This window comes from Gammaproteobacteria bacterium (assembly GCA_013001575.1).
GTDB lineage: Bacteria > Pseudomonadota > Gammaproteobacteria > Steroidobacterales > JABDMI01 > JABDMI01.
The window spans coordinates 26296-38044 of sequence record JABDMI010000008.1; the positions used below are offsets into that span (position 1 = coordinate 26296).

The following is an 11749-nucleotide window of genomic DNA, read 5'->3' on the forward strand; positions in this document are numbered from 1 at the left end:
ACGCTTGGTTATAATGCCATTTTTCCAAGTACTATCATGTATGTCACGAATCCGAAATTTCTCCATTATTGCCCATATTGACCATGGCAAATCCACCATTGCCGATCGCTTTATTCAGGTCTGCGGTGGTTTGGAAGAGCGCGAAATGGAAGCCCAGGTGCTGGATTCGATGGATATTGAACGTGAACGAGGCATCACCATCAAGGCCCAAAGTGTGTCTCTGGATTACACCGCCAGTGACGGTGAAACTTATCAGTTAAATTTTATTGACACACCGGGTCATGTGGACTTTTCCTACGAAGTTTCACGTTCTCTAGCGGCCTGCGAAGGAGCGTTACTGGTTGTTGATGCCGCACAGGGCGTAGAGGCGCAGAGCGTGGCAAATTGTTATACCGCCATCGATATGGGCTTGGAAGTCATCCCGGTGCTGAATAAGATCGACTTGCCCTCGGCCGAACCTGAGCGCGTCAAGCAAGAGATTGAGGAAATTATTGGTATCGACACCTCAGAGGCTTTGTTGGTTTCTGCCAAAAGCGGACTTGGGATCAAAGAATTACTGGATCAGATCATAGAAAAAGTACCACCACCGCAAGGAGCAGTTGATTCACCCTTGCAGGCGCTCATCATTGACTCCTGGTTTGATAACTATGTTGGTGTCGTTTCCCTGGTTCGTGTGATGCAGGGTACTTTGAAAAAGCGCGAAAAAATTAAAGTTATGTCCACAGGCGATGTTCATTCAGCCGATCGTGTCGGTATATTTACGCCAAAAATGAAAGACACAGATGAGCTCAAGGCGGGTGAGGTGGGATTTATTATCGCGGGGATCAAGAACATTCATGGTGCTCCGGTCGGCGATACTATCACTCACGAAAAACAGTCGGCACAGGAAGCACTGGAAGGTTTTAAAGCCGTGCAACCGCGAGTATTTGCCGGTCTGTTCCCTGTTAGTACCGACGATTATGAGAATTTTCGTGATGCGCTGGCGAAATTGACCTTGAATGACGCTGCTTTGCAGTATGAACCAGAGAACTCTTCAGCTCTGGGTTTCGGTTTCCGCATCGGCTTTCTGGGAATGTTGCATATGGAAATTGTGCAAGAGCGTCTGGAACGGGAATACCAACTCGATCTGATCACAACAGCGCCCACTGTAATTTACGAATTAGAGCTTACCGATGACAGTGTGATCAAGATTGATAACCCGGCCAAACTGCCTGCGGTAAATCACATTAAAGAGATCCGCGAGCCAATCATTGCGGCCTCTATATTGGTGCCTCAAGAGTATATCGGTGCAGTCATTAAATTATGCGTTGATAAGCGTGGTGTGCAGAATGGTATGCAATACCTGGGCAATCAAATATCACTGCAATATGATCTGCCACTCAGTGAAGTGGTATTGGACTTTTATGACCGCCTTAAATCAGTCAGCCGGGGATTTGCATCCTTTGATTACGTTTTGAAGGACTTCGAACCGGCTCCCATGGTTAAACTGGATATTCTTATCAACGCTGAAAAGGTCGATGCCTTGTCATTGATCGTGCATAAAGATCGCGCCTATGCACGTGGGCGTGAGTTAACCGATAAAATGAAAGAATTGATACCGCGCCAGATGTTCGAGATCGCCATTCAAGCCGCCATCGGGAATCATATTATCGCCCGAACCAGTATCAAGGCCTTGCGTAAGAATGTCACGGCAAAATGCTACGGCGGCGATATCTCAAGAAAGCGAAAATTGCTGGAAAAGCAAAAAGCCGGTAAAAAACGCATGAAACAGGTGGGTCGGGTGGAAATTCCCCAAGAGGCCTTTTTGGCAGTTTTGAAGGTAGAGTCGTAAAAAAGCCCAATTTTCATAGTAAAATAGGCGTTTACCGCTTAGGTAATCTATAAATATATTTAGTAGAGGTGCGAAAATGGTATTAGCAAAACAACAAAAAGGCATGACATTTATCAGTCTGGTAATTTTGTTCATTTTTATAGGGATGTTGGCACTGGCTGGCTTAAGAATATTCCCTTTGTATTATGAAAATAACGGTATGAATAAAGCGCTAGAAGGATTTGTGGAGGAATATAATGACAAGCCTAGTATGACTATAAATGAAATGAGGCATGCATTACAACGCCGAATGGATGCACAGGAAGTTTTTTCAGTTAAAGCTAATGACATTGAAATAAAGAAATCGAGAAATGGCTATACAATAGATGCCTCTTATAAGCCTGTTACAAATTATGTTGGCAATTTAAGCTTTATGCTCGAGTTCGAACACATACTGACACTTGAAAAATAATCAAGCACAACAATTTTGCAAGGATCATAACTTGCAACAACTTGATCAAGGCTTGCTTAGGCAAGCCTTTACTCATTCCAGTGCGGGCAAACCCAATAACGAGCGACTGGAATTTTTAGGCGATGCCGTACTTGGATGCGTTATTGCAGAATTGCTTTTTCAAGCCTTACCCAATGCAAAAGAGCATTACCTGACCCGCTTAAGGGCACATTTGGTAAACAAGCAGTCTTTATCAATACTGGCTGAGTCTCTGAATTTTTCCGACATGGTGATCCTTGGTCAAGGTGAACGATCCACGGGTGGAAAACATCGTCGCTCAATATTGGCAGACGCACTTGAAGCGGTTATTGGTGCAGTTCATCTGGACATGGGCTATCAGGCAGTAACCGATTTTGTGCGGGCAATTTTTACTGATATGCTCAATGACCTGCCGACTGAAGAGGATTTGAAAGACCCTAAAACCCGTTTACAGGAATGGTTGCAAAAACGCGGGCAGCCCATACCGGAATATGCCATTGTGGATGAAACAGGAAAAGCCCATGCTAAAACTTTCACGGTAGAAGCGAAAATTGAAATAAAGAACAAAGCCAGGACTGAATCATTTAGTCAGCAGGCAAGGGGCAGCAGTCGACGTGCGGCCGAGCAACAAGCGGCCAATGATCTGTTGGAACAAATTCGTCAAAATTTATAATTTATGTCTAATCTTGAAATGCAGAATAACAATAATCCAAACACACAATTCCGTTGTGGCTATGTTGCCTTGGCTGGACGACCGAACGTGGGTAAATCCTCCTTGCTAAATGCCTTGTTGGAAACACGCTTGAGCATTATCTCTCCTAAAGCTCAAACAACCAGACACCGCATCCTAGGGATCAATAACCGTCCGGAAGCGCAGATTCTGTATTTGGATCTGCCCGGGATCCATCAAGCCAAACAATACAAACAATTAAACCGGGTAATAAATAAAACCGCGTTACAGTCAAGCAGTGACGCCGATGTGCTCTTGCTGGTCGTACAGGCCGATAAGTGGACCAAAGACGATGAGGCGGTTTTGCGTCATTTAAAAGCATTGAATGTACCAATAATAGCTGTGATCAATAAAATTGATCTGTATAAAAGTCGTGAACAAGTTTTGCCTTTCATCACCAAATTACATTCATTGCATGATTTTGCCGAGATCATTCCGGTTTCAGCCTTAAAAAAACTGAATGTTTCACATCTCGAAGATGAACTTATCAAGTACTTGCCTGAGCAAGATGCTTTTTATGGACCAGATGAGATAACAGACCGTTCAGAGCGGTTTTATGTGACCGAGATCATCAGAGAAACTTTATTTTACAAGTTACAGCAGGAATTACCCTACGGAGTAGAGGTGATGATCGTGGATTGGGATGACGGGGAAACAAAAACTCATTTAGAAGTGGATATCTGGATTGCAAAAGCTTCCTATAAGCCAATACTTCTAGGGAAAAAGGGCACCAAACTCGCCGAAATACGCAAGAACGCAGAAAAAAAAGTAAGCGATTTTCTGCAACGCGAGGTTAAATTACATTTCCGGCTGAAATTGGTCAAAGACTGGTCAACGCATGCGAAATTACTACAAGAACTCGGGTACGAAATAAATTCATGAGAAAATTCATGCTTGAACAAGCGCCTGTGTATTGTTTGCATATTCGCAAATATAAAGAAACATCGGTGATACTCGAATGCTTTAGTAAAAACTTCGGTCGAGTTGATATGTTGGGCAAGGGCTTATTGCGACCAAAAAACAAGAATGATCTTCCCGAATATTTTCAAGAATATCATCTCAGTGGCATCGGGCGAAGTGAATTGGGTGTTTTGACCGGCCTGGATCTGATAGCAGGCAAAGCAAAATTATATGGTGAAGCATGGCTGGTGGCTTGTTACTGTAATGAATTGCTGCTTAAATTTCTCCCGCGACATGAGCCCGTGGATACTTTGTATATTGCCTATCAAAGTATTTTGCATAAGCTTCAAAGTAATAAGAATTATCACCTCGAGTTACTTTGGTATGAGAAAACATTATTGGAATGCCTGGGTTATGGCATAAATTTCTATTTCGATGCAAAAACAGATGATGCGATCGAAAGTGAGCGGTTTTACTTATTTGATGTTGCATCAGGTTTTCGTATATGTAGCAGTCAAAATGAGCATGCGATTCCAGGTTTTGTTATATATGCACTTGCCGAAAATTCATGGAACGACGCATACGAAAAATACTTCCCTGCAATCAAAAAAGTGATTCGAAGTGCATTAAAATATCAATTAGGTGATATGCAATTAAAAACCGTTGCAGTGAGTAATGATCTCAAGCAGTTTGTTTAACTTTAAATCAATTTATGAGGATTACGTATGACTCGTCTTGGTGTCAATATAGATCATGTTGCTACATTACGTGAAGTACGTCACGCAAGTTACCCCAGTGTAGTGGAGGCAGCAAGTGCCGCGATTCGTGGCGGGGCTGATGGGATCACCGTTCATTTACGCGAGGATCGACGACATATTCAAGACCACGATGTCAGTGAGCTTAAAAACATGCTTACGGTGCCAATGAATCTTGAGATCTCGATTTCCCCGGAAATGGTTGACCTGGCCTGTGAATATTTACCTGAACACGTCTGTCTTGTTCCGGAACGACGTGAGGAATTAACCACGGAAGGAGGTCTGGATGTATTGGCCTATACACAGCAAACCGAAAAGGCAATTCAGCGCTTGCAAAAGGAAAAAATCCAAGTCTCTTTATTTATCGATCCGGATCTCGCACAGATCACACAGGCTGCACGCATTGGAGCAGATGTGATCGAGATACATACCGGTCATTATGCGAATACGTCAAATAAAGCCGGATTTCTGGCATTAATGGAAAAAGCTGTAGCGCATGCCATTGCTCTTGGCCTGGAAGTTCACGCTGGGCATGGTCTCACGCTGGAAAATTTACCGCCTTTGGCGAGCATGCCGGAGATCGCAGAATTCAATATTGGTCATGCAATTGTTGCCCGTGCATTGCAAAATGGGCTTGAACAGGCGGTTCGGGACTATAAACAGTGCATAGTTAAACATGCGGTACGCAGCCTATGATAATCGGGGTTGGCACAGATATGTTGGAAATTGACCGGGTTCGCAAAGTATACGCTCGCACTGGTGAGCGTTTTATCCAGAGAATCCTGACTCACAATGAACAAAAAGAGTTACACAATCGTATTGATCCGGAAAATTATCTGGCTAAACAATTTGCCGCAAAAGAAGCCATTGCCAAAGCCCTTGGTACCGGAATCGGGCAAGTCAGTTTTCAGGATATTGAAATATTGCGAAATAGGAAAGGGCAGCCACAAGCCAGTTTACTTAACGATAAAGTTAAACGGGCAATTAATTGTGTTGTGCATTTGAGTCTTAGCGATACTGACAAAGTTGTTATCGCATTCTGTGTTATTGAAAAGAAAAACGAATAAACATAATCCTGCTATTCAAGTCTGGTTTTTTCTTCAAGTAAAGGCAATATCTCCTGGATTAATAGTTCTGCCTGACTTAGTTGTTTGGCAAGTGTGTCGTTAACCTCATCTTGTATAGACCAGAGCATCGGGTTTATTAAATTTTCAATCTTGATTACTTCATTTTGGAGTTCTTTAAAGCTTGTCATGCTTAAGGTTCCATTGAGTTTATGTATTTCCTGAAACATCACGTTTTGTTTATCTGCTGTGTTGGGATGGTTCGAATCCATGATTATTTTCAAGGCCTGTATGTGTTTTTTGATTGAGTCCTTACTCAGTAGATCAATTCGGCCCTGGATAGTATTTTCGGTTAATTGATCTGCCGTGTGCGAGGATTCAGACTCGGCTCGTGCCGGATTTTCTGACTGAATGTCTGTGCGAGAAAAACGCACAATGCTTTCGATTAATTGTTTGTCTTGTAATGGTTTGATCAGACAATCTGTCATTCCTGAACGAATGAAATGTTGATATTCAACGGATGAAGTACTGGCTGTAATACCTATGATCGGGGTTTCATTGTCAGAGAAGTCTCGTCTAATTATTTCGGTCAATTCTATGCCACTAATTTTTGGCATGTGTGCATCCATCAATATAGCACTGTATTTTCGAGCTTTATATAATTCTAAGGCAGCACTTCCATCGGGACAGCTAATAACCTGTGCGCCAAAACTGTTTAATCGCTCTTCAATAATTTTACGATTGAGGTCATTATCTTCAGCCAAAAGAAGTACATAAGGGCTTAGTGGTTTGTCACTGACAAGGCTGGAAGGCCGATTTTCAGGGGTTGCGTGCTCGGAAATGCTTTTTGAAAGGTCAAAGTTGCTCAAGTTTGTTGGCAACAAAATAAAACGATCTAAAAGCCTGATCTGTGCTGTTGACAATAGATCAAGTGGCGCACAAATAATCACGTTATCGGCAAATTTTTGCAGCTTTGCAGCCCACTTATGCAAGTCTTCGATATCGTCATAATCCAAAATAACCAGGATGCGTTCATTGCTACCTAGCACATGGTCTTGAGTAAATTCGGCTAAATCATTTTTCGAATGATTCTGAATCGTGATGTCTAATGGTGACAACCACTCATCAATATAGTCGTCAATTTTGTTTATGCAATTGAATATATGTAAATGGTAGCCAAGATTAACGAATGCATACTTTTGATCATTGTGATGCGAGCGAAGTTTAGTGGTCATGTCAATTGTGAAGTTACTGCCTATATTCTCTTCACTGGTGACGGATAGTTTGGCGCCAATAATTTCACATAATTCTTTGCAGATACCCAGACCAAGGCCGGTGCCATGAATAAGCGTTTTATCGCGATTCAAGCGTGTATATGGATCAAAAATTGTGTTTAGATCTTTTTCCGGGATACCTTTTCCTGTGTCTACAACAGAAATGCTGATCGCAAGAGTATCATCACCAATGCGCCGCGCGCTAATGCGTACATAGACAACACCATCATAAGTATATTTAACCGCATTTGAAATTAGATTGGCGAGAATTTGACGTAATTTAATTGCATCTGTTTCAATGAAATCCGGTAAAGTTTCTGACACGTCAATTATAAAGTGATTGCGATGTTCAATAGTAAGAAATGAAAGACCCAAAGCAATCTCTTCAAGCAATTTTCTGAGGTCAAGATCACTATACTCAAGCTCGATCTTTCCGGCCTCAAGTCGAGACAAACTTAAAAAATTTGACACCAGTTCCAGTAAATTGGCATTTGCAGTCTGGATTGCATTTACATGGCTTAATTGATTGCGTTGCAACTCGGTTTCAAGTAATAAACGACTGTAACCGTCAATGGTATACAAGGGTGTACGGAAATCATGACTAAGGTTTGCAAAGAATGAGGACTTGAGGGTGGTCTGACGATTCAGTTCTTTATTACGAATGGCAAGATGGGCATTGCGCTCTTCAAGATCAATAAAGTTTTTCTCTAGTCGATTTATGTAATCGGGATCAATTCTTTCATTTAATTCTTTTGTATCATCGATAAACTGAATAATCCTTTGACCTTCCTCTTCAAGAATTGCCTGGATACTTTCTGCCTCTTCCAGAGTATTGTTATTTTCACCATGCTCGCGTTGACTTACTAATGAGAAAAAGCGTAACAAACGATTTTTATCTTTGTTGCGTTCACTACTAATTCGAAACATGAACAATACCGGTAAACCGGAAATTAACAAACTGGTGAGACTTGCCCAGAGAAATTTCCCGGCCGTCGGTAAAAATAAGCTTGTGATTTTTAATTGATATTTTGAAACCGGAGAGGCCGGACTTACAGCGTCAGGAATCGAACAAAAATGATCAACTTCAAAAATATTCTTAAAAACATTGTGTTTGTGTTTAATTTCCTCAGCAGTAACCTGCCGCTCGGCAAACACTGTCCAATGCACCAGTCGGATGTCTGATAGTGCAGGATTATTGAGTTTGTTTTCTTCCACGTCAAAAAACCGTGACAAACTAGGTCTGCTGTTATAACTGACATCGCTACTGATCATCAAAGCGAGGTTTGAACATTGGTAACGGGTATTGTCAACATGATTAAGGTAATATCCGCTTAGTTGTACCAGCAATACCGCAAAAAAGAACATAATCGCGTAAAGCCACATGCCCATGATACGTGTGTATCGTTTTTCGCTTTTGTTATAATCTGTGGTCATCGTTGTAATGATTAATTTATATATACTGATAAAGCAAGTCTCTAATATTATTCATTCTTGCTTTTTAGTCTTTGGAATTTTATCCCATGCATACCATTCTTGCCTTTGATATTGAAACCATACCAGATATTGATAGTGCAAAACACTATCTTGAGCTGGATGCCCTGGACGATAAATCTGTGGCCGAGATTATGTTTACCCGGGCCAGGGAACGCAGTGGCTCGGATTTTCTGGCTCTGCATCTGCATAAAATTGCGGCTATTTCAATTACCCTGAAACGAGGTAATCAAGTAACGGTCTGGTCACTGGGCGATGAAAGCTCCAGTGAGAAAGAAATAGTGCAACGTTTTTTTGACGGCATCGAAAAATATCAGCCAACCCTGGTGAGCTGGAATGGTTCCGGTTTTGATCTGCCGGTTCTGCATTATCGCGCCTTGTTGCATGGCATCCAGGCACCAGTATATTGGGAGGTCGGGGATAATGTACGTGAAGCCAAATACAATAATTATCTGGGCCGATTTCACTGGCGTCACATCGACCTCATGGATGTTCTTGCAGCGTATCAAATGCGCGGACGCGCACCCCTCGATGAGATTGCTGTGATGCTAGGTTTTCCGGGCAAGCTTGGCATGTCCGGCGACAAGGTGTGGGGTGCATTTTTGGATGGCAAGCTTAAAGAGATCCGGGAATATTGTGAAACGGATACCCTGAATACTTATCTGGTTTATTGTCGTTTTGAATTAATGCGGGGCAATCTGGATATGCAGGGTTACGAATTGGAGTGTCAACGTGTGCGGGACTTTTTACAAGAATCCGGAGAGCCACATTTTCTGGAATTTTTAAACGCCTGGACAACACGCTAATGGCGCGCTCAAATGCCTGGCGTAAACCATTTGTCACCACAGTCGAGGACTTGTCGCACGATGGTCGCGGGGTTGCAAAAGTTGACGGCAAAGTGGTGTTCATTCCTGGTGTATTGCCAGGAGAAACCGTTGAAGTGCAACGTGTAAGACGTTCTAAAAAACACGAAACGGCCAAATTATTGAAATTGATCACACCTTCAGAGCAACGAATCGCGGCAAAATGCCAAAGTTTCGAAGTTTGCGGCGGTTGTTCACTTCAGCACATATCGGCTTCTGACCAGATTCAGTACAAACAACAGCAATTATTGGAAAACCTGCAGCGCATTGGCAATGTTGTTCCCAAGCAGGTTTTGGAGCCCTTGAGTGCGGATGAATGGGCCTATCGTCGCCGGGCCCGTTTGGGTGTGCGATATGTGCATAAAAAAAATCGCGTTTTGATCGGTTTTAGAGAAAAATTCAGTAATTACATTACCGACATGCCGGGTTGTGAAGTCATCGATGCCCGGGTCAATCAATTACTGCCGGACTTGGTCGAGTTGATCTCTGCTTTAGAGTGTAAACGCGAAGTGCCCCAGATTGAAGTCTCTGCAGGCGACAATATGGTCGCGTTGGTGTTTCGCCATCTGGTTGATTTGAATGACGCCGACTCACAACAATTTACAGATTTTGCGCTCAAGCATGCTGACATTCAGGTGTATTTGCAACGCGGTGGACTGGATACAGTGACGCCATTGCAAAAATACCCGCCCTTAAGCTATGCACTTGGTGATGATCTGGAACTGGAATTTGAACCAATCGATTTTGTGCAAGTAAATGCCGGCTTAAACAAACTTATGATTCGGCGCGCGCTTAAGTTTTTGCAAGTTCATAAAAACAATAAAGTTCTGGATCTGTTTTGCGGTTTGGGCAATTTCACCTTGCCATTGGCCAAACAGGCAGGGCAGGTGGTCGGGGTTGAGGGTGATGCCGGCCTGGTGCAACGAGCCAGGGATAATGCCAGGCGTAATGCCTGCGACAATGTTGATTTTCATGTAGCAAATCTGTTTGAAGACTTTAGTCAGGCAGACTGGGCCAAAGAGACATATGACTTGTTATTGATCGACCCGCCGCGTGCCGGCGCCGAACAGGTGGTGCAAACCAAGGGAATGTTTGGCGTTGAACGCATTGTGTATATATCCTGTCATCCCGGAAGTCTGGCGCGTGATGCCGGTCATCTGGTGCATCAGCAGGGTTTTACTTTAAGCCACGCCGGGGTTATGGACATGTTCCCGCATACCGGTCATGTGGAATCCATCGCGGTATTTGAACGTCATGTCTGAACCAGTAAAACAATTAGGGCCATTAATGGTGGACGTGGAAGGCGTATCACTTACTGCTGAAGATCAACAGGTCTTTTCGCACCCCTTGGTGGGTGGCGTTATTTTATTTACACGTAATTATCAAAACAAAGCCCAGTTGCTGACTCTGGTGCGTGAGATTAAAGCCTTGCGTAAACCGGAGTTAATTATAGCTGTTGATCACGAAGGTGGCCGGGTCCAGCGTTTTCGTGATGGTTTTACTGTTTTGCCGCCAGTTGCGAACATTTGTACGACTGAAAGTGTGGATGAAGAGTCATTACATCGAGCACGTCAACACGCATGGTTAATGGCAGCCGAGGTTTTAGCGTGCGGCATCGACATCAGTTTTGCCCCGGTGCTTGATCTGGATTGGAAACTCTCCGAGGTCATTGGCGATCGTGCCTTTCATCAGTATCCCAAAGCGGTTTCCAAATTGGCAACGGCGTATATCGAGGGCATGCATGCTGCCGGAATGGCGGCGACTGGCAAGCATTTTCCAGGTCATGGTTCAGTCGAGGCGGACTCGCATGTGGCCTTACCGGTTGACCGTCGGCCTTTGGAGGCAATACGTGTGGACATTTCGCCATATCGTGCCCTGATCGATAATGGACTAGAAGCGGTAATGATGGCGCATGTGATCTATAACAAACTGAATCGCTTACCGGCCGGTTTCTCTGAATACTGGATCCAGCAAGAATTACGTGGTCGCCTCGAGTTCGATGGGGTGGTCTTTACTGACGATCTAAGCATGGAAGCGGCGGCCTTTGTGGGCGATATGCAGGAACGAGTGCATTTGGCCTTGCATGCAGGCTGTGATATGGCTTTGGTATGCAACAATCGGCCCGCAGTTTTGAAATTACTTGATGGCCTGTCAGAGCGTGTATGGCAATTGCATAATTCACCCGAGATCCAGTCACGCTTGCAGCGCTTATACGCCAAACCAAAATTTGATGTCCACCAGCTAGAGCAATTGGATGAATGGCATGCCGCGCGTGCAATAACCCTGGAATTGAATGAAAATGGAAAATTGGCATGATCGCCTGGCAAAATATTATTCAACACGCCGAGTGCGTAGCAACCCGTAAACAAATA

Annotated in this window: 11 protein-coding genes; 10 read left to right on the top strand and 1 reads right to left on the bottom strand. The window is 43.5% G+C overall.

Annotated features, from left to right (window positions below):
* Positions 1–13 precede the first annotated feature (13 nt).
* From lepA to HKN88_00630, 7 genes are all read left to right on the top strand, one after another.
* The gene (gene lepA / locus HKN88_00600; GenBank protein ID NNC96550.1) at positions 14–1831 is read left to right on the top strand and encodes an elongation factor 4; all 1818 of its coding nucleotides are present in this window, start codon (positions 14–16) and stop codon (positions 1829–1831) included.
* Positions 1832–1907: 76 nt separating this feature from the next.
* On the top strand, positions 1908–2282 hold the full coding sequence (locus HKN88_00605) for a DUF4845 domain-containing protein (GenBank protein NNC96551.1): 375 nt from the start codon (positions 1908–1910) through the stop codon (positions 2280–2282).
* Positions 2272–2973 carry a ribonuclease III gene (gene rnc / locus HKN88_00610; GenBank protein NNC96552.1) on the top strand — a complete coding sequence of 234 codons (702 nt, stop codon included), beginning with the start codon at positions 2272–2274 and terminating at the stop codon, positions 2971–2973. Before HKN88_00605 ends, rnc begins: the two co-directional genes overlap by 11 nt.
* Positions 2974–2976: 3 nt before the next feature.
* Positions 2977–3912 carry a GTPase Era gene (era, locus tag HKN88_00615; protein ID NNC96553.1) on the top strand — a complete coding sequence of 312 codons (936 nt, stop codon included), beginning with the start codon at positions 2977–2979 and terminating at the stop codon, positions 3910–3912.
* Positions 3909–4628: a hypothetical protein gene (locus HKN88_00620; protein NNC96554.1), complete on the top strand. Its 720-nt coding sequence runs from the start codon at positions 3909–3911 to the stop codon at positions 4626–4628. Before era ends, HKN88_00620 begins: the two co-directional genes overlap by 4 nt.
* A gap of 27 nt (positions 4629–4655) precedes the next feature.
* On the top strand, positions 4656–5381 hold the full coding sequence (locus HKN88_00625) for a pyridoxine 5'-phosphate synthase (protein NNC96555.1): 726 nt from the start codon (positions 4656–4658) through the stop codon (positions 5379–5381).
* Positions 5378–5752 (top strand): holo-ACP synthase, encoded by a 375-nt coding sequence (locus HKN88_00630; GenBank protein ID NNC96556.1) that lies wholly within the window; start codon positions 5378–5380, stop codon positions 5750–5752. Before HKN88_00625 ends, HKN88_00630 begins: the two co-directional genes overlap by 4 nt.
* 11 nt (positions 5753–5763) lie before the next feature.
* Here HKN88_00630 and HKN88_00635 read toward each other — a convergent pair whose 3' ends face one another.
* Positions 5764–8457, bottom strand: a complete 2694-nt coding sequence (locus HKN88_00635; protein NNC96557.1) for a response regulator — start codon at positions 8455–8457, stop codon at positions 5764–5766.
* An 86-nt stretch (positions 8458–8543) separates the two neighbouring features.
* Between HKN88_00635 and HKN88_00640 the strand changes: the two genes are divergently transcribed.
* From HKN88_00640 to nagZ, 3 genes are read left to right on the top strand one after another with little or no spacing between them, the layout of a single operon-like run.
* Entirely contained in the window at positions 8544–9320 is a 777-nt protein-coding gene (locus HKN88_00640; GenBank protein ID NNC96558.1) for a 3'-5' exonuclease, read from the top strand.
* Positions 9320–10639: a 23S rRNA (uracil(1939)-C(5))-methyltransferase RlmD gene (gene rlmD, locus HKN88_00645; GenBank protein NNC96559.1), complete on the top strand. Its 1320-nt coding sequence runs from the start codon at positions 9320–9322 to the stop codon at positions 10637–10639. The genes HKN88_00640 and rlmD overlap by 1 nt, the downstream gene beginning before the upstream one ends.
* Positions 10632–11693 (top strand): beta-N-acetylhexosaminidase, encoded by a 1062-nt coding sequence (gene nagZ / locus HKN88_00650; GenBank protein NNC96560.1) that lies wholly within the window; start codon positions 10632–10634, stop codon positions 11691–11693. The genes rlmD and nagZ overlap by 8 nt, the downstream gene beginning before the upstream one ends.
* Positions 11694–11749: the final 56 nt, after the last annotated feature.

Bases quoted from the DNA above. Each gene is read 5' to 3' on its own strand.
- lepA (NNC96550.1), top strand. From the start codon at position 14: ATGCCATTTTTCCAAGTACTATCATGTATGTCACGAATCCGAAATTTC.
- HKN88_00605 (NNC96551.1), top strand. From the start codon at position 1,908: ATGGTATTAGCAAAACAACAAAAAGGCATGACATTTATCAGTCTGGTA.
- era (NNC96553.1), top strand. From the start codon at position 2,977: ATGTCTAATCTTGAAATGCAGAATAACAATAATCCAAACACACAATTC.
- HKN88_00620 (NNC96554.1), top strand. From the start codon at position 3,909: ATGAGAAAATTCATGCTTGAACAAGCGCCTGTGTATTGTTTGCATATT.
- HKN88_00625 (NNC96555.1), top strand. From the start codon at position 4,656: ATGACTCGTCTTGGTGTCAATATAGATCATGTTGCTACATTACGTGAA.
- HKN88_00630 (NNC96556.1), top strand. From the start codon at position 5,378: ATGATAATCGGGGTTGGCACAGATATGTTGGAAATTGACCGGGTTCGC.
- HKN88_00635 (NNC96557.1), bottom strand. From the start codon at position 8,457: ATGACCACAGATTATAACAAAAGCGAAAAACGATACACACGTATCATG.
- HKN88_00640 (NNC96558.1), top strand. From the start codon at position 8,544: ATGCATACCATTCTTGCCTTTGATATTGAAACCATACCAGATATTGAT.
- rlmD (NNC96559.1), top strand. From the start codon at position 9,320: ATGGCGCGCTCAAATGCCTGGCGTAAACCATTTGTCACCACAGTCGAG.
- nagZ (NNC96560.1), top strand. From the start codon at position 10,632: ATGTCTGAACCAGTAAAACAATTAGGGCCATTAATGGTGGACGTGGAA.